Raw genomic sequence first — 24846 nt, forward strand, 5'->3', positions numbered from 1 at the left:
CATAACTTTGATTTGTATGACAAAATTCTCGGTGTTTGTGCTGGATTGTGGAATTTCAACCTAGCTAACTAGCTGATTTTGCTAGTTAGAACAACTCTAATAATGCATTGACGGCAATGCAAGTGATACAAGAATTGATTGCGCTCGCTAAAGACATTCGGGCAGCACGGCAACGTGGTCAAGAATACGGGTTGTCACACACTGAAATCGCTTTTTATGATGCTTTGGCCGAAAATAACAGTGCTTTACAGGCATTGGGAGATGCAAATTTGCGCGTGATTGCGTGTGAGTTATTAGCAGAATTGCAGAATAACATGAGTGTGGACTGGACGCAGCGGGAATCCATCCGCGCTCGCTTGCGTGTGTCAATTAGACGTATTTTACGCAAATATGGTTATCCGCCAGATTTACAAAATACAGCAATTAAAACTGTATTAGAACAGGCAGAAGCGATGTTTTAAGAAAAGCAACGATTAATTTGCTCGTTTCCATGCCATTAGAACAATTAAGCATTTAACAATTGAATGAACTGCGCAAATGAAATGCGCACCGCCAGTCATTTAACCGATTGATTCATCAAATAAAAGTGTATTCCAACGCTAGAGCATAAGACCGCTCAATCAAACTCCCCCGTCGGCTGAATCCGCCTTTGCACAATGCGGTCGGCGGGGTAGCGGTCATCCGGCGCATCGGCTGAACTGGCATTGACCACGACGCGATTACGCCCCCCTTCTTTCGCCGCATACATCGCCGTATCGGCACGGCGCAGCACATCCTCCGCGTCGGCGGCGTCATCAAACAGCGCCACGCCGATACTTGCCGAGCAGCGATGCTCGACCACTTCAGCAGCGGCGCGGGTGAGGTGATAAGTTTCCGCCAGCCGTGCCAGAATTTTGTGCGCGACGCAGTGAGCCTGATCGAGCGCCAGCGCCAAATCATCATCTAAATCAATGAGTAACACTACGAATTCGTCGCCACCAAAGCGGGCAACGGTGTCAGTACTGCGGACACATTTGCTGATCCGCTGGGCAACTTCAATCAGCAATAAGTCGCCAACATCGTGACCGTAGGTGTCATTTAACGGCTTGAATTTGTCAAGATCGAGGAACATCAACGCCCCATGTCCGCCATTGCGCCGCAGTGACGCGAACGTGTGGCGCAGGCGATCTTGCAGCAGACGGCGGTTGGGCAATTGGGTGAGCGGGTCAAAAAAGGCCAGTTGGCGGATTTCCTGTTCCAACCGCTGCCGTTCGCTGATGTCGTTGGCCAGTGACACGACTTCGGGCGGTTCACCCGGGCGCTCAGGCAGCCAGGCGTTAAACCATTCGCAGGTAATCACCCGCCCGTCGCGGGTCAAATTATCGTTGATACTACTTGGCAGGACGTTTTCATGGATCAGGCGGGCAAATTGTGCCGGGAGTCGCTGGCGATCCACCGGCGTCAGGATGAAATCAACAAACCGTTTGCCGAGTATCTCCTCTCGCGTCCAGCCAAACAGCGCCTCGGCTTGACGATTCCAGTCGGTGACAATGAACCCTTCGCGCCAGACAACGCCGGCGGAGGCGGAAGTTTGGAAAATGATGCGGTGGCGTTCTTCGCTGCGCGATGTTTCAACCAGGGCGAGGGCGAGACGGCGGTTGACGCGGTGAATGTAGAGGGCGACGCTGCCGATCACCAGTGACAGTCCCAAAATGGCGGCGAGGGTCGAGTACAGCCAGGTCAAATCAAGCGGGCGGTCGGGTTGATAAAAAAACTCGTCGAGTGAGCGGTCAAACTGCACCAGTCCAAAGCGCTCGTAGGTTTTGGCGATGTGCAGCCAGCGCCCGGGGTTGCTGTGACCAATGGCGATTAATTCGGGATTGACCAGCAAGCACAGGGCGTCCGCTTCGTAAATCAAATGCTCACGGCTCTTGTGTTGCGTGTTGTACCGCTCGCGGATCAGGTCAACAATTTCATGCGGATGTTCAAACGCATATTGCCAGCCGCGCATCGAGGCGGTGCGAAACGCGGCGGCGATCTCGGGGCGCTCGTCCACCAGCGCCCGGCGGGTGAATAGCACGTCACCGTAAAAATCCATGCCATACGTCAGCGGTTTAAGAACGGTGTAGGGGATGCCGCGCTGTTCTAAAACGAACGGTTCATTGGAAATATAGGCGTTGAGGGCAACGATGCGGTGGTTGAGAAAATCGTCCAGATGGCGCTTGTTTGAAACAATATGCAGTTTGTCGAGCGCGATGCCTTCATCAACAAACATCGCCTTGAGTTCGACATCCTGATCGCCACCCATCAGCGCGATCCGCCCGGCACCGTCACCTGCCAGATCAACCAGCCGTCGGTCGCGCCCATGCACGATCAGCACGTTGGGCGAATGTTGAAACACCGGCCCCAGCACCAACACCGGCTTGCCCTTGAGGTAGTCAATCACCAAACTGGAAACGCCGATGCCAAAATCGGCTTGCCCCGCCAGGACTGCCGCGAGCGGATCCGCACCCGGCCCGCCTTCTTTGAGCGTGACCTCTAAACCCGCCTCGCGGTAATACCCCTGATGCAGCGCGGCGTAGTAGCCGGCGAATTGGAATTGGTGCAACCAGCGCAGTTGCAGTGTCACTGGCGCCAGCGCCCAGGCGGGTTGACTGGTGTAGAGCAGCGCCCCGGCCAGCATGAACGCTAGAAAAAAGCGATGTTGTAGGCGTGTGGATTGCACCGGAACGTGGTGTGCGTCGTGCGCAGCAGGGCGTTGTGGTGTCATGGCAAAGCGTGATGATTTGGACGAGTGCGGCGGTTGAATCATAGTATCTAATAATCTATACTTTGCTCAACATTAGCCAGGAATATTTGTAACATGCGATGTCAACCTACGTTACCACGAGAGAAGCCGCCAAACGACTTGGATGTCACCCAGAAACGCTTAGAAGATGGGCAGATGCCGGCAAAATCCCGCACATTCGCACCAGTAGTGGACAACGGCGCTACGACGTTGACGCCTACCTTGGACAGCGAACAGAGCGCGTTGTCATTATCTATTGCCGCGTCTCTTCATTCAAACAGCGCGATGATCTCGACCGCCAAGTTCAATTCATGCGCGAGCGTTATCCCCACGCTGAAATCATTAAAGACATCGGCAGTGGACTCAATTTCAAAAGAAAAGGACTTAAAACCATTTTGGAACGCGCAATGCGCGGCGATTGCATCCAGCTTGTGGTTGCCCACCGTGACCGACTGGCAAGATTTGGCTATGAACTCATTCAACAAGTTATTGAGCACAACGGTGGAGAACTCGTGGTTCTCGACCAGTCTGCTCACTCGCCAGAGCATGAACTTACTAAAGACTTGCTCAATATCCTTCACGTCTTCTCATGTCGAATGCACGGACTTAGAAATTACAAAAAGCAAGTTAATCAGGCTCTCACCGACACGCAGTCAAAAAAAGATATTTAAGTATTGGATAACTGTTTCCCGTTATGTGTTTAATTGGACGATTGATTTTATTCGCTCGTGTCAAAACTGGACGCCCAATTGGATGGAGATTAAAAAATACGCTACGCAGTTATTGCCCAGTTGGACAAAAGAGTGTCCATTCCAAATTAAAGGAATTGCAATAAAGGATGCAACCACTGCGTTTTTTAAGGCAAAAGGCAAACCACAATTTCGTAGTCGGAAATCACCACAACAATCGTGCTTTATTCCCAAAACGGCAATTAAAATGTCGGGGATTTATCCTAAGATTTCTGGTAAAGGCTTGAAATTCAACGAGTCTTTACCAGAATCTTATTTAGATTCACGTTTGATTTGGAAAGCTGGCAAGTATTATCTTGCAATGCCATCGAAACCACCGCGTGTACCCAATGGCGATAACCAAGCCCGCGTGGTGGCGATTGACCCTGGCGTTCGCAATTTTGTCGCTTTCTATTCAGATGACACTTGTGGCTTTATTGGATCAGGTGATTTTTCGCGTATTCAGCGGTTGGCGTATCATTTAGATGACTTGATTTCCCGAATGACTAAAGCATCTAAACAGCGTCAACATAAAATGCGGATTGCTGCTGCACGAATGCGGGAAAAAATCAAACATCTCATTGACGAATTGCACCACAAAACTGCGCTTTTTTTAGTGAAAAACTTTGAATTGATTTTATTGCCAACGTTTGAAACGCAAGCAATGGTGAGTAAAGCGGGGCGTAGAATTCAATCAAAGTCAGTGCGCGCAATGCTCACTTTCGCGCATTATCGTTTTAAGCAATTTATTAAACATAAAGCGTTTGAATACGGTAAGCGGGTTGTGGATGTTAATGAAGCCTATACCAGTAAAACGCATCCAGAAACGGGTGAAGTTAAAAACATTGGTGGAGCAAAGTTGATTCGGCTCTTATCCGGTGCATGGGTTAAGCGTGATTTAGTTGGTGCGCGTAATATTTTATTGCGCGCTTTGGTAGATACACCCCAGTCTGCGGATTGGCAGTTAAACGTCTTTCAGCATTGTTGAGCGATGTTTAAGAAAAAAGTATCGGTTTTGATCGCACAAGACTGTTAGTCAGTGCGAAAATAGGATGATATTTGATGGCGGTTGACGCGGTGAATGTAGAGGGCGGCGCTGCCGATCACCAGTGACAGTCCCAAAATGGCGGCGAGGGTTGCCACATAGTATTCAATAAACTGTGCTTTGCTTAACATAGTTGAGGAATTCTCATCTACAGAGAACCACTTTGACAGTGCAGAAATCCGTCGTTATCCTAAGACTGGGTAGCATGTATTTTATGGCGATAATCAAGCGCGTGCTACTCAATCACGCTCTTTAACAAGTTCGAGTATGCGGTTGCCAGCACGAGTTGCTGGCGTAAAACTTGAAACGCATCAAAGAGTGACGCGCTGCAACTGCTGTTGCAGACTTGGTAGATACACCCCAGTCTTCGGACTGGCAGTTAAGCGTCTTTCAGCATTGTTGAGCGATGTTTAAAAAAAAGTATCGGTAGTTTGCACAGGTCAGCCGCCCGCCCCGGCGCCTCAGTCAGCCCGTCCCTTTTTGGAACTCATCAAATGCGCGTTGCGACCTCTCTCACCAACCAATTCCTCATCGCCATGCCCCGCTTGGAAGACCCGAATTTTTCGCGCACCGTCACCTACATTTGTGAACATAACGACCAGGGGGCGATGGGCATCATCATCAACCGCCCGATGGAAATCCGTTTAAGCGATGTTTTCGAGCAACTCGACATCGTCGCCACCTCGCCGGAACTGAACAATTCAGCCGTCTATTTGGGCGGGCCGGTGCAGACGGATCGCGGCTTCGTGCTGCATCCGACCAGCGCGCTGAGTTTCGATTCCACCTTGCACGTCACCCCCGAGTTATGCGTCACCACCTCCCGCGACGTGCTGGAAGCCATCGCCAGTGGCCGCGGGCCGCAGCAGTGTTTAGTGGCGCTGGGCTATGCCGGCTGGGCAAGCGGTCAATTGGAAGCCGAATTAACCACCGATGCGTGGCTGACGGGGCCGGCGAATGCCGAAACCCTGTTTGACCTCCCCGCCGAGCAGCGCTGGCAAGCCGCCGCGCAGTTACTCGGCGTTGATTTAAATCTTGTTGTCGGCCAAGTCGGCCACGCCTAAGCATGGCAACCGTGCTGGGATTTGATTTTGGCACCCGCAAAATCGGCGTCGCAGTTGGGCAAACGGTAACGCGCACCGCCACGCCGCTGACGACGGTGCATCACCAGCGCCAGCAGCCGCATTGGGTGGCACTGGAACGCCTGGTGCGCGAGTGGCAGCCGAGCGCCGCCGTGCTGGGATTGCCGTACAACATGGACGACACGGTCGCCGATTGGGCGGAACAGGTACACCGCTTCGCCCGCCAATTGCACGGGCGGTTTGGATTAACCGTGCATTTAATTGATGAACGCTTGACCACCCGTGAGGCGCGGGGGCAACTTGGGGCGGCGGCCGCTGATCCTGATGCAGTGGACGCCTTCGCGGCCAAACTCATTGTGGAGACGTGGCTCAATGACCAACATGACTGACGCGGTGAATCATTCCGTTTGGCAGGATGCGGCGGCCGTGACGGCGGCGCTGGCGACAATGGCGAGTGATTTGAAACAGCTCTGCGCCACTCGCGGCATTAATACGCCGTTAATGGTTGGTATTCACACCGGCGGCGTTTTAGTGGCCGAGCGATTACATCAGGCGCTGGCGCTGGCCGAGCCGCTCGGGCATTTGGATATTTCATTTTATCGTGATGATTTCACCCGCATTGGTTTACACCCGCAAGTGCGCCCGTCTTATTTACCGGTGCCAATTGATGATCGCGCCATTATTTTGGTGGATGATGTGTTGCAAACCGGCCGCACCTTGCGCGCCGCATTAAATGTTTTATTTGATTACGGCCGCCCCGCGTCGGTGTTATTAGCCATTCTCGTGGAACGCGACGGGCGGGAATTACCAATTGAACCCAACGTCGTCGGAATCCGTGCGCGGTTAGCGACGGGTGAACAAATTAAACTCACCGGCGCTGATCCGTTGGTGTTGACGAAACTCGTTGCTGAATAATAAAAACGTTTTAATACTGTCTAATGAACAATGACCTGCGCACCGCCCAATAATCCTAATACTGCTTTGCAATTAGATGCTCACGGCCGTTTACGGCATTTTTTAACCTTGGACGGTTTAAGCCGGGCGCATTTAATTGACATCCTCGACCGCGCCGAAGGGTTTTTAGGCATTGCCCGCCAAGCAATTAAAAAAGTCCCGCTGTGTCGCGGCAAGATCATTGCCAATTTATTTTTTGAAAATAGCACCCGCACCCGCACCACCTTTGAATTAGCCGCCAAACGTTTATCGGCGGACGTGTTGAATTTGAACGTCAACACCTCGGCGACGGCGAAAGGTGAAACGCTGCTCGACACGCTGCGCAATTTGGAAGCGATGCACGTTGACATGTTTGTCGTGCGTCATGCCGACAGCGGCGCGGCGCACTTCATCGCTCGTCACACCGCCGCGCACGTCAGCGTCATCAACGCCGGTGACGGGCGGCACTCGCATCCGACGCAAGGAATGCTCGACATGTTCACCATTCGGCAGCATAAAGGCGACTTTACGCGGTTAAAAGTCGCCATCGTCGGCGATGTGCTGCACTCGCGGGTGGCGCGCTCACAAATCACCGCGTTAACCACCCTCGGCGTCGAGGACGTGCGCATCATCGCCCCGCGCACCCTGATCCCCGCCCATGCCGAAGCCACCTTTGGCGTTACTGTTTATCACGACCTGCGCGCCGGGGTGCGCGACGTGGACGTGGTTATCATGTTACGGCTGCAACGCGAGCGCATGGACGGCGGCTTCATTCCCAGCGAGCAGGAATATTTTCGCCTGTTTGGCTTGACCGAAAAACGCCTCGCCACCGCTAAACCTGATGCCATCGTGATGCACCCGGGGCCGATCAATCGCGGCGTCGAAATGGACTCGCGAGTGGCCGACGGGCCGCGCTCGGTGATTTTGGAACAGGTCAGCAACGGCTTGGCCGTGCGCATGGCGATCATGTCGCTGTGCATCGGCGCGCATAATTTCAATATGAATCAACAGGATGCGGCAGATGAGTAAACCCGCCCCGCCGCGTTTGAGCATTCGTCACGGGCGTCTGATTGACCCACTGCACGCGGTGGACACGCACGCCGATGTGCATCTGGCCGACGGGCGGGTGGTGGCAATTGGTGCCGCCCCCGACGGTTTCCAGCCCGAGCGCGAATTGGACGCCAGCGGCTGTTTAGTCGTGCCGGGGTTAATTGATTTATGCGCTCGGCTGCGCGAACCCGGCTTGGAACGCAAAGCCACCATCCGCAGTGAAACCCAAGCGGCCGCGGCGAGCGGGATTACCAGTTTATGTTGCCCGCCCGACACCGATCCGGTGATTGACACGCCCGCCGTCGCGCAATTAATCCGCCAAACCGCGCAGCGTTACGGCTACGCCCGCGTGTTGCCGGCCGGCAGCTTGACGCACGGGTTGGCGGGAACGCAGTTGAGCGAAATGGCCGCGTTAAAACACGCCGGCTGCCCGGTACTCAGTCACGCCGACCGCCCGATTCGCAACACCCGCGTCCAGCGCCGCGCACTCGAATACGCCGCCACCTTCGGCATGACCTGCTTTTTGCACCCGTGCGATGCCGATTTAAGCGACGGCGGACTGGTACACGAGGGGCGGGTCAGCACTCGTTTAGGTTTGCCCGGCATTCCCGAAGCGGCGGAAACCGTCGCCGTCGCCCGTGATCTGGCATTGGCCGAACAGACCGGCGCACGGATTCATTTTCGCGGTTTGTCCACCGCCAGAGCGACGGCGATGTTGGCCGAAGCCCGCGCTCGCGGCGTGGCGGTCACGGCGGATGTCAGCGCGCATCAATTGTTTTTAACCGAAAATGACGTGGATCATTTCGCCGCCAATGCCTATGTTTTACCGCCGCTGCGCACTGAATCAGATCGTCAAGCATTACGCGCCGCCGTTGCACGAGGTGAAATCACCGCGATTTGTTCCGATCATCAACCGCATGAAGATGATGCCAAACAAGCGCCCTTCCCGCGTATTCAACCCGGCATTTCCGCATTAGAAACGCTCTTGCCATTAACCCTGCAATTAGTCACCGACGGCGTGTTATCATTAAATCAAGCCATTGCCATGTTGACCTGTCAACCCGCGGCCATTTTGAATAGCAAACGCGGTCATCTTGCGATTAACGCCCGCGCCGATGTGTGCGTGATTGATCCAAATAAAATCTGGATATTAAATGAACACACCATGCGCAGTCGTGGATTAAACACGCCGTTTTTAAATCAAGAATTGCGCGGTCAAGTGCAATGGACAATTCTCAATGGGCGGGTGGTGTTTGAGCAATCACCCGTTCAGTATTGTTGATTGCCACCGCCGCCACTCATTCACCCACCGCCATTCATTATTCACCCGCGCCTGTGCAATCGCTCGCATCAGTTCCCACCACCACGCGGGTGCCGCCTAATAATCTCAATGCAGAACAATCATTATTGGGCGCGCTCATGCTCAGTAATCAAACCTGGGAATTGATTGCCGATAAAGTCAGTGAACAGGATTTTTATCATTATAAACATCGCCTGATTTTTCGCGCCATTCAATTATTGGCAGATGAGAATCAACCCTGCGACATCATCACCCTCGCCGAAGCACTCGAAAAACACAAGTTATTAAACGAGAGCGGCGGTTTGCCGTATTTGGCAGAAATAGAAAGCAACACCGCTACTGCCGCCAATGCGATCTATTACGCGCACATCATTCGATTTAATTCTGTTCTGCGCCAGTTAATCCGCGTTGGCACTGAAATCACCGACCTGGCATTTGACACACAAGGGCGCAGCGAAGCCGAAATTCTGGATCACGCCGAATCCAAAGTCTTTCAAATTGCTGAACAATTACGCCGCGGCGGCGGATTCATCTCCATTAAACAACTGGTCACACAAGCCAGCCAACGGATTGATGATTTATACCATCAAGAAGGCGCTTTAACCGGCCTCCCCACTGGTTTTACTGATTTAGATGAAAAAACCTCGGGATTACAAAACTCCGAGTTAATTATTGTTGCCGGCCGCCCGTCAATGGGGAAATGTTTTGGTAAAGGGACGCCGATTTTAATGTATTCAGGTGACGTCAAAGCAGTAGAAAATATCCAAGTGGGTGACTTGTTAATGGGGAATGATTCGACCCCAAGACGGGTACTGTCTTTAGCGCGTGGCCAAGAAAAAATGTATTGGATTCGGCAAAACAAAGGACTAGATTATCGTGTCAATGAATCGCACATTTTAGCGTTAAAGCGGCGCCGTAACACGGGATCACATCAAACGGGAGACATGCTGAATATTGCATTAACAGATTATTTGCATTCAGCGCCCAAATTTCGCTCTCATTATAAAGGCTATAAGGTCGCTATTGAGTTTGCAGAACAACCCTTACCAATTGCGCCGTATTTTTTCGGTTTATGGTTAGGTGATGGCAGCAGTTCTTCGGTCAGTATTGCAACGACTGCTCAAGAAATCGTTGATTATTTACGCGAGTACGCGATTGCATCTGCTGAGTATTTATTGAGCGAATTAGGCGTTTTGCACAACAAACATATTCCGCAGCTATTTTTAGCTAATTCTAAACAGCATAGAGTGCAATTATTAGCCGGTTTAATTGACAGCGCTGGTGATTATTTGCCGCAATGCAACACCTATGAAATCACACAAAAAAATGCGCATTTAGCGAAACAAATCAAATGGCTGTGTGATAGTTTAGGTTTTAGAACGTCACTGGTTGCCAAACAAGCAACTATTCAATCTATTGATGACCGCACGACCGTCTATCGGGTGCGTTTCTCTGGCAATCTCGATACGATTCCGGTCAAAATCCCGCGCAAACAAGCAACTGCTTGGACATCTCATCGCACTTGGCAACAAACTGGTATTACCGTTGAATATGACAAGGTAGATAATTATTATGGCTTTGTTTGCGATGGCAATCGTTTATTTTTATTAGAAGATATGACGGTGGTACACAACACGAGTTTTGCAATGAACATGGCTGAACATGTTGCAATTAACACCAATAAAACCGTCGCCGTCTTTAGCATGGAAATGTCGGGCGAATCATTAGCGATGCGGCTATTATCATCGGTCGGCCGTATAGATCAACAACGGGTACGCAGCGGGCGGTTAATGGATGAAGATTGGCCGCGTTTAACCACTGCCATGGCCACGCTCTCTAATGCACCGCTCTATATTGATGATACCGGTGCGCTATCGCCAACTGAATTAAGAGCGCGAGTGCGGCGCTTGCAACGTGATTTGACCCGCGAAAACAAAGAATTGGGCATGATTGTCGTGGATTATATTCAATTGATGCAAACATCCACCCATAATGAAAACCGCGCCACTGAAATCTCACTCATTTCGCGCTCGATGAAAGCATTAGCCAAAGAATTACAGGTGCCCGTAGTGGCATTATCACAATTAAATCGCAGTTTAGAAAACCGCCCAAGTAAACGTCCAGTCATGTCGGATTTGCGCGAATCAGGGGCAATTGAACAGGACGCCGATCTGATTATTTTTATTTACCGTGATGAGGTGTATAATCCCGAAAGTCCCGATAAAGGTACGGCCGAAATCATTATTGGCAAACAACGCAATGGGCCAATTGGCACCGTCAAACTCGCCTTTTTAGGGCAATACACCCGCTTTGAAAACTTAGCAACCGAAGCCTATGGTGGCGAGCGTGGTTATTAATCAATATGCGCCGACGGCGCGAATTAACTTGGCGGCATTGCGGCATAATTTTAATCAAGTGCGATTACACGCCCCCGCCAGCCGTGTTTATTCGGTCATTAAAGCCAATGCCTATGGACATGATTTAGAAACGGTCGCGGCGGTATTAGCGGCGAATAAAACGGATGGTTTTGCGGTAGCGCGGCTGGATGAGGCGCTGCGCTTGCGTCACGCTGGCATCGCGCAGCCGATTTTGGTGCTGGAGGGTGCGAACGATGGCGAGGATGTAACTGTCGCTTATCAGCATCATCTGACATTAGTGGTACATCAGACGGAACAGTTTGATTTAATTGAACATTCTACCACTCCGTCGCACTACGCGCCGCTCAATGTGTGGCTAAAAGTGGACACAGGAATGCACCGTCTCGGTCTTGCCACCGCCCAAGTGCCTGAATTGCTTGACCGTCTCAATCGCCACCGTGACCGCGCTTGCCTGTGCGGCCTGCTCACCCACTTGGCAAATGCTGATGATCCCGACGACCCGCTGACAGCACGGCAATGTGCTGATTTAACAGCACTTTCCGTCAACGCCGCCCGCGATTTATCTCATCCACTGCCGCTGTGCATCGGCAATTCGGCCGGCATTTTGCGCCATCCCGCCGCCCGCACTAATTGGGTGCGCCCGGGCATCATGCTATACGGCGGCTCACCGTTATTAAATGAAACCGCCGCGCAGTGGCAATTACAACCGGTAATGACTCTCACTGCCCGTTTAATTGCACGGCATGAATTAAAACGCGGCGATGCGGTAGGGTATGGCGGCGAGTTTCATTGCCCCGAAGACATGCCCGTTGGCGTGGTGGCAATTGGATATGGCGATGGTTATCCGCGTCATGCGCCAACCGGGACGCCGGTTTTAATTAATAACCAGCGCGTCCAGTTAATTGGCCGCGTATCAATGGACATGATTACGATTGATTTACGCCAACAACCAAATGCAAAAATTGGTGATTCAGTTGTATTGTGGGGCGCGGGATTGCCAGTTGAAGAAGTGGCGGGGTGGGTTGGCAGTTCCAATTATGAGTTATTAACGCGATTGGCGCCACGAGTGCAATTAAACTATGACAGTTCCAGTGCGGTTAATAATTAACCGGCACCAGAACTTGGATTAAAAACGCGCAACTCCGGGTAGCATTTATGCCGCTTCTAATTGCGCTTTTAATTTCTGCAACGCTACCTTTTCAATTTGACGAATCCGTTCTGCCGACACGCCAAACTGCTCGGCTAATTCATGCAGCGTTTGCTTTTTCTCTGCTAACCACCGTGCCTGTAAAATCGTTTGACTGCGTTGATCGAGCGTCGCCAGCGCGGCAATTAAACGATCATGTTCCCAACTCTCACTATCGGCACGTTCTAATAACATGGATGGCTCTAATCGCATGTCGGGTAAATACGCAGACGGCGCACTAATCCCATTTTCTTCATCATCATCATAGCCATCAAATGCCAAATCATAATTAGCCAGGCGCGCTTCCATTTCTAATACGGTAGCGGGTTTTACGCCCAATTCCAGCGCGACATCTTCCACTTCTTGACGAGTGAACCAACCGAGGCGTTTTTTCGTACTGCGCAAATTAAAAAACAATTTGCGTTGGGCTTTGGTTGTCGCCACTTTGACAATACGCCAATTGCGTAAAATGTATTCGTGAATCTCAGCGCGAATCCAATGCACGGCAAATGACACTAAGCGCACACCGACATCGGGTTCAAAGCGCCGCACTGCTTTCATTAACCCAATACTGCCTTCTTGAATTAAATCAGGCAATGGCAATCCATAGCCAAGATAGCCGCGTGCAATACGAATGACAAAGCGTAGATGTGATAAAACTAATCGGCGAGCGGCTTCCATATCATTATGATCGCGCAATCGTATTGCCAGATCGCGCTCTTCTTCCAATGTCAGGATTGGAATTTGATACGCGCTGTTAATATAGGCATCAATCGTACCCGTTGAAAGCGTGGTGGCGAGAGCGTGATTCATAACGGCAATACTCCGAGTGGGAAATACCTAGTAAAAAGCTAGGTTAAAGTTTAACACTTGATAATCCGCATTGACAACACCCTGAATGCGGTTTTTTGCACTGACGAGATTAGCGGTTAAGTCACTGTTAAACAAACATTTTTGTTGCTTAATATGATAAAATAACTGCTGCAACACGGCGCAGATCGCAGCTTTGGCTCCGGTTGCTCTGGGTGGGCGGGCGCGGGAATCGCACTGGTTGGCGATTGATTGGTGAAGCGTGGCGGGCTAATCTAATTGATTAAAAACGCGCCACGTTCATAAAAACTGGGAATTGATTAACGTGATTTTGCTAATAAAACCACGCGCTTGAGTGATTAAAAACGTGCAGTTCGTACAATTAAATGCCAAGCTGTTGCCAAATGGTATCAATGCGCGCTTTAACGGCCGCTGTCATTTGAATAGGTTGCCCCCATTCGCGTTGACTTTCGCCCGGCCATTTATTCGTGGCATCAAACCCAACTTTAGACCCTAATCCTGATACGGGCGAAGCAAAGTCCAAATAATCAATTGGCGTATTGTCAATTAACACGGTATCACGCGCCGGGTCCATGCGCGTTGTCATTGCCCAAATGACATCCTTCCAATCACGGGCGTTAATATCATTGTCCACCACAATCACAAACTTGGTGTACATGAATTGGCGTAAAAATGACCAAATACCAAACATGACGCGCTTGGCATGACCGGGGTATTGTTTTTGAATACTGACCACTGCCAAGCGGTATGAACAACCCTCGGGCGGTAAATAAAAATCGGTGATCTCGGGGAATTGTTTTTGCAGAATTGGCACGAACACTTCATTTAATGCGACGCCGAGCATTGCGGGTTCATCGGGCGGGCGACCGGTATAGGTGCTATGATAAATTGGCTGCCGCCGCTGTGTCATGCGTTCAATGGTGAATACCGGAAACTGCTCGACTTCATTATAATAACCCGTATGATCGCCGAATGGACCCTCGGCCGCTGTGTCATTCGGGTATAGATACCCTTCTAAAATAATCTCAGCAGTGGCGGGTATTTGCAGATCACTGCCTAATGCGGTTGCGACTTCGGTGCGTTGACCGCGTAATAAACCGGCAAATGCGTATTCGGATAAACTGTCGGGAATGGGCGTCACTGCGGCTAATAACATGGCCGGGTCCGCACCAATGGCCACGCAAATAGGAAAGGGTTGGCCGGGATGTAATTGTTGAAAAGCGCGGTAATCTAATGCGCCGCCGCGATGCGCTAACCAGCGCATAATAACGCGGTTGCGGTCTAATACCTGCATTCGATAAATGCCGAGATTATGACGTGATTGATGCGGCCCGCGTGTAATGACTAATCCCCAAGTAATTAAACGTGCGACATCACCCGGCCAGCAGTGTTGAATCGGTAATGAATTGAGATCAACTGCATTGCCTTCAAAAACCTGTTCTTGACACGGCGGTTGTTTGCACAAGCGCGGCGCCATGTCTAATACTTTTTTGAAAATCGGTAATTGTTCCCACGCCGCTTTAATCCCTTTTGGCGGGTCGGGTTGTTTTAAGAAGGCTAATAATTGACCGATGTCGCGTAATGCACTCACCGATTCCGCGCCCATGCCTAATGCGACGCGCTGCGGGGTGCCGAATAAATTGCCTAATAATGGGATGCGAGAGCCTTTGGGATGTTCAAATAATAATGCCGGCCCATTGGCGCGTAACGTGCGATCGCAGCATTCGGTGATTTCTAAATACGGATCAATTTCAACGGTAATGCGTTTTAATTCGCCACGTTGTTCGAGTTGGGTAATGAAATCGCGCAGATCACGGTAGTGCATACGGTTTTGTTTTAATAGCGGGTTTAAGTAATAGATAAATAAGAATTGATTTTTATGAGTGTTGCACTGTCAGCGTTTTGAGTAATGCGTTTATTTCTTGTAGTTGCGCGATCTGTTGTTTGAGATAAGCAATTTCTTTGTCGCGTTCTTGTAATAATAACTGTGTTTTTTCTAATTCTTGGACACATTGAGTTTCGGTTAAAACGGCGCCACTACCAGTGATATGACTGTGGTGACACAATTCAATGATATTAAAAACATTGTTTTCATTTAAGTTAAAAAATTGCGCTAAGTCAATACCTAATGTTTCTGCAATCTTTTCTAATTGTTCAACTTTAATATCTGTTTCGCCACGTTCAATTTTGGCGTAACCCTTCGCTGAATAGCCAAGTTTTTCGCCCATTTTTTCCTGTGACCAACCACGCAAAGCCCGCATCACTTTGAGTTTTTCCTTTATTTGCATGAAATCCTCCAAAAAGTGGGGGGATTGGAGACTTTTTGGGTGTGTTTTCTTAGTTGAAACAACTGTATCTTGTTAATGCTTTGCAACATTTAGCCAGCAAAGTAGCTTTTTAGCTTAAATTGTTGTTGTCAAGTAACTGCAACTTAGCTGCATAATTTCTGATCTTTGCTATTAAAATTCTTTTACACTTTAGCTAATAACTAGAAGGAAACTGCTATGAAAAAGTACATCTTAACTACAATTATGGTCTTGCTCATGGTGAGCTTGGCTTACTTTTTTGGTGTGAGCGATTGGTTGGTTGCGCTCTTTGTGATAATCACAGCAGGTTTCGTCTATTTTAGCATGATTCGTCTGTATTCAGGCAACCGCAAAATGTTAGCTATGTATTCCCAACCCAATAGCATGTTGTATAATTTTTTGAGCCGTGATCGAACCTTTTTTATGCGTGTCACTGCATTTTTTTCGTCACTAATGTTGAGCAGTATTCTTGTGCTTTTAGTTAAAGGCATGGTTCTACAGCAAGGTTATGTGCCCTTTTTTGTTGTCATCGTTTTTTCTAGTTTTGTTCTGTATTCGTTTGTTAACAAGCCAATTTCATCACCACTTGTTAATGAAAACATCAACCAAGAAATTAGCTCTCATGGTAATGAATTAGTCCGTATTTTTTATGCAGCAATTGTTTTAAATATTGTTCTCGCTTTAGCCTTCAGTGCTCATGATACTTTCGAATTCAAAGTTTCAGATGTTAACTTCAACAACTTTACTGACAAAGCAGTTGAACAATCTTTTGAAAAGACTGACGCAAATCACTATAGCCGTGTCTTTATTAACGCCTATTTATTGATGGACTACGCCAAAATTGCTCTGGCAAAAGTGTTCGTGAACTTGATCGGGTTACAAAATAATTTTTACATTTTTTATTGTGTTATTCTAGCACTTAACCTTTTCAAAATGTTTGGATTTTCAGTCTCTTTTGTTTTACTGCAAAAAGGACTAGATGGGACAGCAACGCTTCTGGTGCCTACAGTAAAACAAGTTTTTAGTACGGTAGTTGTGTTTTTTTCTAATACCCGTTCTCAGTAAAAACACTTTATGTCTGTTAAAAATGATGAGAATAAATAGGAGCTTGATTAGGATTATGAAATCACGCATTGCTTTTTATCTTTTAACTGCTGCTTTAATACTTCCTGGGTGTGACCAATTGGCTCAGATTCAAGAACTTGAAAAGCAAATTGGAGAATTAAAGGCAGTTAATCAACAGTTAACGGAGAAAGTGGCTCAATACGAGAAAGAAATTGTAGAATTGCAGAATAAACATAAACGAAATGTTGAAACTTTGTTCAGGTGAGATTATTAAACTAATAAAAGGTAGTGTTCTGTTGCTTTAATAGTAGTGATTATTTGTTCTAGTTACTGCTGCTCAAGGTACTAATCAAAATGCGCTGTAAAAAACGCAATTTTCATTTCTGAACTAGGAGAAAATATGAAAAAACTACTTGTTCTTTTTTGCATAATGACATTGCCCGTCACCACAGTTAATAACGCATTGGCTGATGACACTGTTGTTGTGCCAAAGATTAATGGCGAATGCGGAGATGTTGACCAGTTGATTAAGCGCGCTGGATTAAGACCAAAGGCAATTGATATACATGGCCCAATTGATGAAGATGCAGGAGACATTGGTTGCGCTTATCGTCAACGTCCTAAAGCCGGTACCAGAGTGAAAAAAGGAAGTACTGTCACTTATCGCTCTTGGTGGGAGGCGGGTTAAGCATTATTATTTTTGGTAGGAAGGATGCTAGAGTGTGAAGGCGTCACCAACGCAAATTAAATAGGAATCCACACCAATGAATTATCTAAACGTTTTAAGCAAAACGCTCGCCGCTGCGATCTTAATGAACAACGCTGTCGTATTGACAGTCCAAGCAGATCAATCTTTTCGTGGTAAATGTCTTTTAGAAGTCAATCACACAAAATATCTGAATGGAACATGCAATATTTCAATGCAAAGTGATGGTAGTTTTTCAATTGGCACTTCTGAAAATGAACCAGTCACTTATTTTGCAATGGTGGACGTAACTGGAAAGAATATCGCCGAAGGGTTTTGGAATGCTGAAAAAGGCGGTGGTCATGCACACGATTCACTCGGCAATTTATCTAGGAAAGGCGCCTGCTGGCAAAACCAAACTGCAAAAGTCTGTGCGTGGAAATAATCAATTGAACGTATCAATCATGTTTTAATGCAACAAACCCTGCTGTATGCTGAACAGTCGCCCCAAGATAAATCAATCGCGGAACGACGCTCAGTTAAATATCTATCAGTGCTACTGTTATGACGGAAGCCCGCTTGTTATTTCAAATGTACGCGCTACATAGAGCATTTCAACTGAGCAATTAACCCTCGAAGTTCTGCCCCACGCTTTCATTAAGCAAATCATCAAGCAATCGCCAGCGATTAAATAGAAAGTTCGCGCCTCGATTATTGTGTGACTTAGTTGCGCGGAGAACTAGCAATTAAATTATGAAAGTTTGGACGTTGCCCACTGATAATCCAATCGTTGATTGCTCGATACATATCCGCAACTTCTGGATGTACGTCTTGTTCTTTTTCAATACGCTTTTGATAAATCGCAACGAGCTTTTCTTGATTGGGTGACCATTGATACTCTATCCACAGCGCCGCAACAGCCTCCTCTAATTGTCCATTAAGCGCGAACGCTTCGGCGAGCGGCGCCCATGTAGCGGAGCGACGTGGATTGATGACCAGCGTCAACGTCAATACAGTAATAGCATCTTTAGGCTGTTCATTCCGAACGAAGGCGTATCCCATATTAGCTGCAATTTCTACATCCAGCAGATTATGTGCAAGCCCTTCACGAAAAAAACTCACAGCAACGCCAAAGTCACCATTTTTCATTGCTGCTAAACCCTCATCATTTAATTTGCGGGCAGCCACTCGATTACCTGGTTTAGGTTTTTTCAAGCTATCGAATTGGATTGCAATATCTCTTACGTTTTCAAAGTTTTCATTTGCCGCTGCATTCAGATTCAATGTTAGGCATTGTTTTGCATCAAAGCATTCTAGCGACTGTGCAATTGTGGATGACGGTAGTGGATGCTGTTCAATAGGCTGGGTTTTAACTTCACTCTGAGCCTGCATTTTAGCTAATGCTTGCTGCTCACCATATTCTATTAAACGTCGTGCTTCGGCGTTGCGTTCAGCTTCAATTTGAGCTTGCAACTTGGCTAATTCCTGTTGTTGAGTCTGCATTTTAGCTAATGCTTGCTGCTCACCATATTCTATTAAACGTTGTGCTTCAGCATTGCGTTCAGCTTCAATCTGAGCTTGCAATTTTGCTAATGCTTCTTCTTGTTGAGCCTGCATTTTAGCTAATGCTTGCTGCGCACCATATTCTATTAAACGTTGTGCCTCAGCATTGCGTTCGGCTTCTGTCTGTTTTTGTTCTTCAAGCGTTTGTGTTTTGACATTTTCACTAACTTCTTGCGAATGCGTATTCGATTCATCTTGGTATCTGGAATACCAGACAAGGGCTTCTAATGCGCCGCCAACAAGTCCTACGCTAGTAGTAATAGTGGTTAATACAATAAACCATACACTTCTAAAAAAACTGGTTTCTGCACTCATATTATTTACCTTATCTAGGAAAGGCGCCTGTTGGCAAAATCAAATTGCAAAAGTCTGTGCGTAGAAATAATCAATTCGGCCTATCGCGCAGGTTTTGATGCAATAAACTCTGTTATTCAAAAATATGCAATAGGATGAGTCGAATTTTAATTAGCGAATTTTCGGGTTGCCTCACATTCTTAATCAAAAAACACATTGACATTACACCCGCGCCACCACCGCATAATCCCGCGCCCCGTGTAAATAACGATTAAATTGTTGCGTTAAAAGATCATCACCGGGCAAATGATGTTCCGGCAAATCGGGATTCAAATGCAGGATTTGCACATCTATAAAACCCGCCTGTTTTAATGCAAACTCTAATACCGCTGGCACAATCGGGCGTTGATGAGTTGGGTCAGTATAAAAATGACAAGCACCAACAGTGAGGTTCTCTGGATTGGGCGTTTCAATAATGACCAATCCACCGGGGATTAACACTCGGCGCATCTCATCTAATAATTGCAACACTTGCACAAAGGGCAGATGCTCGACCACATGCAATGCAGTCATTGCGCCGAGTGACTGCGCGGGTTGTTGATTCAAAACCACCATCATCTCTGCTTGCGTGACTATTAACCCACGTTGTTGTGCCAATGCAATTGCGTCTGCATTACTATCAATTCCACGCGCCGCGTAACCATGATTTTTTAATAACGCCAACCAATCACCGCGCCCGCAGCCAATGTCTAATAACGGCGTCTGCTCGTTAATTGGACTCGCCATTAAATAGGGCAAATACACTGCCAGCCGTTGTTGAATAACTTCTGAACTGCCGCGAAAATGATTTTCAAAAGACTGATACCAACTCGCCCAGCGTTGATCGGCCGTCGTATTATTATCATGCGTTAATGAAACTGCCGCCAGCTGCTCGGTCACTGTCTTCACCTGTTGACGCAATTGAGTTAATTCAGCTTCTAATGCAGTCAAGCGAGTGGTGTGGGCGGTATGACTGGCAATTAATCCATGATGAATCTGCGGTAAACGCCATAATGCGTGTAAATAAGCAACTAAAGAAGACAGAACAGGTAACTGCCGCAAGGTGGCTAATAATCGCCGTAAATATGCACTGATAAACGTCATTGCAGGCATTGGCGGCGTTATGATTTGTGAGTCTGGCAACCCATTTAATACGGCAATGACTTTAGTCGCATCAATTGGTTGACGCGCTGCAATAGCGAATAACGACGGCGCATCACGCCAGCCGCTTTTGCCAAAGGAACGCGCTAAACTACCGGCAGGTGTTTGATGATCGCCCGCCCATAATAAAACGTGTGGAAATGCCTGTTGCAATTGCCGTTTTAATACACGCGGCGATTGTTCATTGATGTGCATCTGTTGTTCATAGGCACTGCGCGGTTGAATAGGTAAATCGCAACCATTTAATGCCGCGTGACGCCGCCGGCGCGGATAACCATAGCGGTAATACCATAAATTGGGAAAGGTATGCGCAATAAAAATGCCGTCATGTTTCAAATGACGGCGAATTAACTTGTATAATTGTTCGACTTCACTAACTGCTAAATGTTCAATTAAATCTGACGCCAAAACGATGTCATAACGCCCACGATAAACTTTAGGATTGGTCACAGACGCGCAATGAAACCGCACCCGTTTTAATAATTGCGGTTCATCTTTAAAACAGGCCGCCGCCAATTCTAATGCCGCTGCCGAATAATCAACCGCATCAACCCTATCGCCGCGTGCAGCAAAAAAATGTGCCATTTCACCGCGCCCGCAACCTAAATCAAGAATACGCAATTGATGAGATCGCTGGTGATAATTTGCCAAACGCGCCATGCAATCTAAACGCGGATCAAGTTCTTTACCACCGGAAGCGCAATACACTTCAAACCCACCGCAATCTTCTAAATAATAATGCGCGGTATAAGCATCGCGGATGTTTTCGCTATTAATGGTTGCCATCATACTCATTCATTTGGCAATATGGGCAATTCAGGTGTGCAAATTGTCACGCTGGGGTGCATATTAAAATACCCGTCATAACGAATGGCAGTTGTATTAGTTTCAATTTTGAGCATGGTTAAATCGTGTGAAAAAAACAGGATTTCACTAAAGCTACCCGTGCCATAGGGGCGATTACCAACACCGACTGTAATTGAATAATCACCGGCAATTAAGTTGACCGTAAACTGCCAAATAACTTGTACCGTTTCTCCCGCTACCAGCGCCGGTGGGTGCTGCCCCATGCAATAAGTATTGGTTTCAAAAACAGATTGTCCTAACCGATTGCGAATACCAATGCCATAATGCGGTTGATCTAAATCACGCAATGTTTGAATATGCGCAACGATGCGCAATGGTTCTTCACTGGTTAAATGCTGTATTAACTGATCAGCCGCGTTGTACAATTCAAGTTTTAATAAACGCACCTCGCCCGTACCCACCAATGGTGATTCAACAACAATTGATTGCGCGGGTTGAGTGTCAATGACCTCAGGCGGTTTATTAATGGCAACTGGCAAATCACCATGATGACTGCGGCTTAAAAACATGGCGTGATAATGATCCACCACTGCTTTCGGTGAACCGCGATCAATCACACAACCATTTTCTAATAACAACGCCTCATCACATAGCGTTTTAACCGCATTCATATCATGGGAAACAAATAGAATACTGCCGCCATTAGCACGGAATTCTTGAATACGCCGCATACATTTTTGTTGAAAATAGGCATCGCCAACTGACAGCGCTTCATCCACGACAAAACACACCGGATCGGCATGAATGGCGATAGCAAATGCCAATCGCATCACCATACCCGAAGAATAGGTTTTTAAGGGTTCTTCAATAAATGATCCCAGTTCGGCAAACGCAATAATGGCCGTGCGCCGTGCCTGTATTTGTTCCTGAGTCATGCCTAATAACATCGCATTGGCGCGAATATTGTCTAACCCAGTTAAATCCATGTTGAATCCGGTACCTAATTCTAATAACCCGGTAATGCGTCCAGAAATCTGCACGTCACCTGTATCTGGCAATAGCACACCGGTCAATATCTTTAATAAAGTGGATTTACCTGCGCCATTTTGACCAATAATCCCTAGTGTTTGGCCATCGGTAATTTGAAATGACACATCATGCAACGCACAATGCACACTGTGATAATTGCGGCGTAAAATCAATTCTTTTAGCCGATCAGAGGGTTTCCGATATAGGCGAAAAGTTTTGCTGATATGATCAGCGCGAATCATGCGGCATGTCCTAAGATAAATTGGCTCAATTGCAATACAACAAGAAAATATAGGGTTGATAATGCAATTAAAATGAGTGTGCTGCGTGAACCGTTAATCCGCCACAACACCCATTTTGCGATTAAAAGCATTACCACAGTTAGCCCGGTTGTTATCAGAAAAAAATACATCATAAAAAATCTCGAATATCCTTTTCTAACCATTTGAGTAGAAACCACGCACCAAGCAAGACTGCATGGGCAATTATAACTAGGCGTGATAATGCGTTAATATCTGGTAAATGATGGTGAACAAAAATGTCACGATATGCCGCAATAAACCAATTGGCGGGATTGATGTAATCTTGCAATTGTTGCAACCATTCGGGTGCGACCGCCGGCACCCAGACTAATGGTGTTAACCAGAACCAAAATGTTAATACGATTGTGACCAATTCTTTCACATCGCGCAAAAATACGTTTAATACTCCAAATAACAAACCTAATCCAAAAGCAAAGATTTGCTGTAAAATAAAAATGAGTGGTACAAATAAAAGCCATGCGCCAGGTAATTGGTTTGTGGCAGCTAAAAACCCAAGAAATAGGGTGAATGCAATAGCAAAGGTCACGGTTTCTGAAATAACAACATACACTGGCAAATAGGCAAGCGTTAAACGAATTTTATTTAATAAGTGTCGTTTTTCTAAAAACACTGTTGAGCAACGTGTGATTGTGTTGGTAAAGGCTATCCAGGGTAATAACCCACTCACAAGATAAATGGGGTAATCATAATTCCCGCCGCTGCCGCCGGGTAATTTGGCACTCATCACATTAGCGAAAATCACTGTAAAGATAAAAATCATCACTAATGGATGAATGAATGCCCACAAGGCACCAAGTGCTGACCCCGAATAACGATCAACGAAATCTTGTCGGGTAAAATCAAATAATAACGAAATATTCATGCTGTTTTATTTGGCATAGTAGGGAATAAAAGTGTAGCGACTTTGGCACAGTGGCGTGTTGCGGGTGATATGTTTTGATATTCTAAATACTTTTGCGTGGGAAAATCGAGGCGCAGCAGTATCATTTTGGCAACTGATTAAACACAGCACAACGCCGTAATCGTCGGTTTTTTGGATTTAATGTCATTATCTAATCTGATATAAATCAAACAGTTAGCCTGATATTGATGGTGTCCGATTGTCCATTGCTAAAATTAAAGAAACAATTTTGTTTTTACCCCTTGACAAGTCTATCGGTATTTTAGAAAATGGTTATGTACTGAAGATCACTGCGATCTTTGGTGCACTCCTCCATCCTCCTTTGGTGGTAATTTTTTAAGCGCGGCACTGCCGCGCTTTTTTTATGAGCAAAACCGCAATCTGTTGGAACAAACATCGCTGTGATGTTTAACAAAGCCGTCTTATTATAATTAATAAAACAGCTGCTTTGTATAGTCATCCTCAATAACCATATCCGTCAGATTCAATCTCCGTCACGACGCCGCCGCGTATAGTGATGTGCATCAAAAAACGTTGTGAACCGAAATTATACGTCCAAATTTCATACGGTTCATTAACGTATTCCACGATATGTTCATCACGAAAACGATCATAGGTGCGTATTGGTATTCGCTCATTAAACCGCCCAATCTGAAGCGGTTGTCCGCAATACTGAATGAGCCGACTACTGGAATCACCAATATCGACTAAATGATTAGCGCAGCGCAAACCATACGCACTGAGACTATTCGCCATTAATCCCAGTGCTATTAAAAACATGCTTATTTGACGCATGAGCAGCCGCAACGTTATTTAGCGTTGAACATTGACAACATTAAACATAGCGTATTGCTAAAATCTCAAATTCACGCGAACCACCTGGGGCAGCGACAACCACAATGTCATCCTGTTGTTTGCCAATCAATGCGCGAGCAATTGGCGAACTGATTGAAATGCGTCCCTGTTTAATATCAGCTTCATCATCACCAACAATTAAAAAAGTGTGTTCTTCATTGGTTTCGGTTTCAAGCACATTCACCGTTGCACCAAATACCACTTTGCCATTCGCCGCCAATTTAGTGACATCAATCACCTCAGCGTGCGCCAACTTTGATTCCAATTCTTGAATGCGTCCTTCAACAAAACTTTGCTGCTCTCGTGCCGCATGATATTCAGCATTTTCTTTCAAATCACCATGCGCTCGTGCTTCAGAAATTGCTTCAATAATTCGGGGACGTTCGATACGTTTGAGCCGTTCTAATTCGGCGCGTAATTGCTCTGCGCCCCGTACTGTTAAAGGAACTTTATTCATTAAAGTGTAGTCCTATTAAATTAACTATCCTACCATGACGCGCTTTTTTCAATACCCAAATACA

The 24846-nt window shown here is 47.2% G+C and carries 24 protein-coding genes and 1 pseudogene; 14 read left to right on the forward strand and 11 right to left on the reverse strand.

Annotated elements, in window-relative coordinates:
* Positions 1 to 101 precede the first annotated feature (101 nt).
* Positions 102 to 461, forward strand: a pseudogene (locus HUK38_RS10215) (type I restriction enzyme endonuclease domain-containing protein); the annotation flags it as partial.
* A gap of 155 nt (positions 462 to 616) precedes the next feature.
* On the opposite strand, the gene HUK38_RS10220 reads toward HUK38_RS10215, so the two are convergent.
* Positions 617 to 2791 (reverse strand): diguanylate cyclase domain-containing protein, encoded by a 2175-nt coding sequence (locus HUK38_RS10220; RefSeq protein ID WP_182584232.1) that lies wholly within the window; start codon positions 2789 to 2791, stop codon positions 617 to 619.
* Positions 2792 to 2847: 56 nt separating this feature from the next.
* Here HUK38_RS10220 and HUK38_RS10225 point away from each other — a divergent pair, with 56 nt between their 5' ends.
* Together HUK38_RS10225 and HUK38_RS10230 are read left to right on the forward strand one after the other, a co-directional pair.
* Entirely contained in the window at positions 2848 to 3438 is a 591-nt protein-coding gene (locus tag HUK38_RS10225; RefSeq protein WP_182584233.1) for an IS607 family transposase, read from the forward strand.
* Between the two features lie 7 nt (positions 3439 to 3445).
* A complete protein-coding gene (locus HUK38_RS10230) occupies positions 3446 to 4483 on the forward strand; it encodes an RNA-guided endonuclease InsQ/TnpB family protein (protein ID WP_338065401.1) in 1038 nt (345 codons plus the stop codon).
* A gap of 44 nt (positions 4484 to 4527) precedes the next feature.
* Here the strand turns inward: HUK38_RS10230 and HUK38_RS10235 are convergent, their stop codons facing one another.
* Positions 4528 to 4671 (reverse strand): hypothetical protein, encoded by a 144-nt coding sequence (locus tag HUK38_RS10235; protein ID WP_182584234.1) that lies wholly within the window; start codon positions 4669 to 4671, stop codon positions 4528 to 4530.
* A 363-nt stretch (positions 4672 to 5034) separates the two neighbouring features.
* On the opposite strand from HUK38_RS10235, the gene HUK38_RS10240 reads away from it, so the two are divergent.
* The 7 genes from HUK38_RS10240 (at position 5035) to alr (ending at position 12388) form a co-directional block, all read left to right on the forward strand.
* Entirely contained in the window at positions 5035 to 5601 is a 567-nt protein-coding gene (locus HUK38_RS10240) for a YqgE/AlgH family protein (RefSeq protein WP_182584235.1), read from the forward strand.
* Positions 5602 to 5603: 2 nt separating this feature from the next.
* Positions 5604 to 6008 carry a Holliday junction resolvase RuvX gene (ruvX, locus tag HUK38_RS10245; protein WP_182584236.1) on the forward strand — a complete coding sequence of 135 codons (405 nt, stop codon included), beginning with the start codon at positions 5604 to 5606 and terminating at the stop codon, positions 6006 to 6008.
* The gene (gene pyrR / locus HUK38_RS10250) at positions 6001 to 6534 is read left to right on the forward strand and encodes a bifunctional pyr operon transcriptional regulator/uracil phosphoribosyltransferase PyrR (RefSeq protein ID WP_182584272.1); all 534 of its coding nucleotides are present in this window, start codon (positions 6001 to 6003) and stop codon (positions 6532 to 6534) included. Before ruvX ends, pyrR begins: the two co-directional genes overlap by 8 nt.
* Before the next feature lie 30 nt (positions 6535 to 6564).
* Positions 6565 to 7581, forward strand: coding sequence for an aspartate carbamoyltransferase catalytic subunit (locus tag HUK38_RS10255; protein ID WP_182584237.1), 1017 nt, complete (start codon positions 6565 to 6567; stop codon positions 7579 to 7581).
* On the forward strand, positions 7565 to 8884 hold the full coding sequence (locus tag HUK38_RS10260) for a dihydroorotase (protein WP_420825169.1): 1320 nt from the start codon (positions 7565 to 7567) through the stop codon (positions 8882 to 8884). The genes HUK38_RS10255 and HUK38_RS10260 overlap by 17 nt, the downstream gene beginning before the upstream one ends.
* A gap of 89 nt (positions 8885 to 8973) precedes the next feature.
* Positions 8974 to 11259, forward strand: a complete 2286-nt coding sequence (dnaB, locus tag HUK38_RS10265) for a replicative DNA helicase (RefSeq protein WP_338065402.1) — start codon at positions 8974 to 8976, stop codon at positions 11257 to 11259.
* A complete protein-coding gene (gene alr / locus HUK38_RS10270; protein WP_338065403.1) occupies positions 11255 to 12388 on the forward strand; it encodes an alanine racemase in 1134 nt (377 codons plus the stop codon). Before dnaB ends, alr begins: the two co-directional genes overlap by 5 nt.
* A 45-nt stretch (positions 12389 to 12433) precedes the next feature.
* On the opposite strand, the gene rpoH is transcribed toward alr, so the two are convergent.
* The 3 genes from rpoH to HUK38_RS10285 form a co-directional block, all read right to left on the reverse strand.
* Positions 12434 to 13279, reverse strand: coding sequence for an RNA polymerase sigma factor RpoH (rpoH, locus tag HUK38_RS10275; RefSeq protein WP_182584240.1), 846 nt, complete (start codon positions 13277 to 13279; stop codon positions 12434 to 12436).
* Between the two features lie 379 nt (positions 13280 to 13658).
* A complete protein-coding gene (gene ubiD / locus HUK38_RS10280; RefSeq protein ID WP_182584241.1) occupies positions 13659 to 15122 on the reverse strand; it encodes a 4-hydroxy-3-polyprenylbenzoate decarboxylase in 1464 nt (487 codons plus the stop codon).
* 52 nt (positions 15123 to 15174) lie between these two features.
* Positions 15175 to 15585, reverse strand: a complete 411-nt coding sequence (locus HUK38_RS10285; RefSeq protein ID WP_182584242.1) for a helix-turn-helix domain-containing protein — start codon at positions 15583 to 15585, stop codon at positions 15175 to 15177.
* A 216-nt stretch (positions 15586 to 15801) separates the two neighbouring features.
* On the opposite strand from HUK38_RS10285, the gene HUK38_RS10290 reads away from it, so the two are divergent.
* The 4 genes from HUK38_RS10290 to HUK38_RS10305 all read left to right on the forward strand — a co-directional run bounded on the left by HUK38_RS10290 (position 15802) and on the right by HUK38_RS10305 (position 17798).
* Positions 15802 to 16668 (forward strand): hypothetical protein, encoded by an 867-nt coding sequence (locus HUK38_RS10290; RefSeq protein ID WP_182584243.1) that lies wholly within the window; start codon positions 15802 to 15804, stop codon positions 16666 to 16668.
* 55 nt (positions 16669 to 16723) lie between these two features.
* Positions 16724 to 16933 (forward strand): SadB/YajI family lipoprotein, encoded by a 210-nt coding sequence (locus tag HUK38_RS10295; RefSeq protein ID WP_182584244.1) that lies wholly within the window; start codon positions 16724 to 16726, stop codon positions 16931 to 16933.
* A 135-nt stretch (positions 16934 to 17068) separates the two neighbouring features.
* Positions 17069 to 17356 (forward strand): PASTA domain-containing protein, encoded by a 288-nt coding sequence (locus HUK38_RS10300; RefSeq protein WP_182584245.1) that lies wholly within the window; start codon positions 17069 to 17071, stop codon positions 17354 to 17356.
* Between the two features lie 76 nt (positions 17357 to 17432).
* The gene (locus tag HUK38_RS10305) at positions 17433 to 17798 is read left to right on the forward strand and encodes a hypothetical protein (protein ID WP_182584246.1); all 366 of its coding nucleotides are present in this window, start codon (positions 17433 to 17435) and stop codon (positions 17796 to 17798) included.
* A gap of 278 nt (positions 17799 to 18076) precedes the next feature.
* Here the strand turns inward: HUK38_RS10305 and HUK38_RS10310 are convergent, their stop codons facing one another.
* The 6 genes from HUK38_RS10310 to greA form a co-directional block, all read right to left on the reverse strand.
* A complete protein-coding gene (locus tag HUK38_RS10310; protein ID WP_182584247.1) occupies positions 18077 to 19231 on the reverse strand; it encodes a tetratricopeptide repeat protein in 1155 nt (384 codons plus the stop codon).
* 201 nt (positions 19232 to 19432) lie between these two features.
* Positions 19433 to 21199 carry a class I SAM-dependent methyltransferase gene (locus tag HUK38_RS10315; protein ID WP_238787585.1) on the reverse strand — a complete coding sequence of 589 codons (1767 nt, stop codon included), beginning with the start codon at positions 21197 to 21199 and terminating at the stop codon, positions 19433 to 19435.
* Positions 21200 to 21201: 2 nt separating this feature from the next.
* The gene (locus tag HUK38_RS10320; protein ID WP_182584249.1) at positions 21202 to 22488 is read right to left on the reverse strand and encodes an ABC transporter ATP-binding protein; all 1287 of its coding nucleotides are present in this window, start codon (positions 22486 to 22488) and stop codon (positions 21202 to 21204) included.
* Between the two features lie 169 nt (positions 22489 to 22657).
* Positions 22658 to 23431 (reverse strand): ABC transporter permease, encoded by a 774-nt coding sequence (locus tag HUK38_RS10325; protein WP_182584250.1) that lies wholly within the window; start codon positions 23429 to 23431, stop codon positions 22658 to 22660.
* A gap of 501 nt (positions 23432 to 23932) precedes the next feature.
* Positions 23933 to 24265, reverse strand: coding sequence for a DUF2845 domain-containing protein (locus HUK38_RS10330; protein WP_182584251.1), 333 nt, complete (start codon positions 24263 to 24265; stop codon positions 23933 to 23935).
* 40 nt (positions 24266 to 24305) lie between these two features.
* The gene (greA, locus tag HUK38_RS10335) at positions 24306 to 24782 is read right to left on the reverse strand and encodes a transcription elongation factor GreA (protein WP_182584252.1); all 477 of its coding nucleotides are present in this window, start codon (positions 24780 to 24782) and stop codon (positions 24306 to 24308) included.
* Positions 24783 to 24846 lie beyond the last annotated feature (64 nt).

Origin of the sequence: Thiospirillum jenense (assembly GCF_014145225.1) — a bacterium.
GTDB lineage: Bacteria > Pseudomonadota > Gammaproteobacteria > Chromatiales > Chromatiaceae > Thiospirillum > Thiospirillum jenense.

Bases quoted from the DNA above. Each gene is read 5' to 3' on its own strand.
- HUK38_RS10220 (WP_182584232.1), bottom strand. From the start codon at position 2,791: ATGATTCAACCGCCGCACTCGTCCAAATCATCACGCTTTGCCATGACA.
- HUK38_RS10225 (WP_182584233.1), top strand. From the start codon at position 2,848: ATGTCAACCTACGTTACCACGAGAGAAGCCGCCAAACGACTTGGATGT.
- HUK38_RS10235 (WP_182584234.1), bottom strand. From the start codon at position 4,671: ATGTTAAGCAAAGCACAGTTTATTGAATACTATGTGGCAACCCTCGCC.
- HUK38_RS10240 (WP_182584235.1), top strand. From the start codon at position 5,035: ATGCGCGTTGCGACCTCTCTCACCAACCAATTCCTCATCGCCATGCCC.
- ruvX (WP_182584236.1), top strand. From the start codon at position 5,604: ATGGCAACCGTGCTGGGATTTGATTTTGGCACCCGCAAAATCGGCGTC.
- pyrR (WP_182584272.1), top strand. From the start codon at position 6,001: ATGACTGACGCGGTGAATCATTCCGTTTGGCAGGATGCGGCGGCCGTG.
- HUK38_RS10255 (WP_182584237.1), top strand. From the start codon at position 6,565: ATGACCTGCGCACCGCCCAATAATCCTAATACTGCTTTGCAATTAGAT.
- HUK38_RS10260 (WP_420825169.1), top strand. From the start codon at position 7,565: ATGCGGCAGATGAGTAAACCCGCCCCGCCGCGTTTGAGCATTCGTCAC.
- rpoH (WP_182584240.1), bottom strand. From the start codon at position 13,279: ATGAATCACGCTCTCGCCACCACGCTTTCAACGGGTACGATTGATGCC.
- ubiD (WP_182584241.1), bottom strand. From the start codon at position 15,122: ATGCACTACCGTGATCTGCGCGATTTCATTACCCAACTCGAACAACGT.
- HUK38_RS10285 (WP_182584242.1), bottom strand. From the start codon at position 15,585: ATGCAAATAAAGGAAAAACTCAAAGTGATGCGGGCTTTGCGTGGTTGG.
- HUK38_RS10290 (WP_182584243.1), top strand. From the start codon at position 15,802: ATGAAAAAGTACATCTTAACTACAATTATGGTCTTGCTCATGGTGAGC.
- HUK38_RS10295 (WP_182584244.1), top strand. From the start codon at position 16,724: ATGAAATCACGCATTGCTTTTTATCTTTTAACTGCTGCTTTAATACTT.
- HUK38_RS10300 (WP_182584245.1), top strand. From the start codon at position 17,069: ATGAAAAAACTACTTGTTCTTTTTTGCATAATGACATTGCCCGTCACC.
- HUK38_RS10305 (WP_182584246.1), top strand. From the start codon at position 17,433: ATGAATTATCTAAACGTTTTAAGCAAAACGCTCGCCGCTGCGATCTTA.
- HUK38_RS10310 (WP_182584247.1), bottom strand. From the start codon at position 19,231: ATGAGTGCAGAAACCAGTTTTTTTAGAAGTGTATGGTTTATTGTATTA.
- HUK38_RS10315 (WP_238787585.1), bottom strand. From the start codon at position 21,199: ATGATGGCAACCATTAATAGCGAAAACATCCGCGATGCTTATACCGCG.
- HUK38_RS10320 (WP_182584249.1), bottom strand. From the start codon at position 22,488: ATGATTCGCGCTGATCATATCAGCAAAACTTTTCGCCTATATCGGAAA.
- HUK38_RS10325 (WP_182584250.1), bottom strand. From the start codon at position 23,431: ATGAATATTTCGTTATTATTTGATTTTACCCGACAAGATTTCGTTGAT.
- HUK38_RS10330 (WP_182584251.1), bottom strand. From the start codon at position 24,265: ATGCGTCAAATAAGCATGTTTTTAATAGCACTGGGATTAATGGCGAAT.
- greA (WP_182584252.1), bottom strand. From the start codon at position 24,782: ATGAATAAAGTTCCTTTAACAGTACGGGGCGCAGAGCAATTACGCGCC.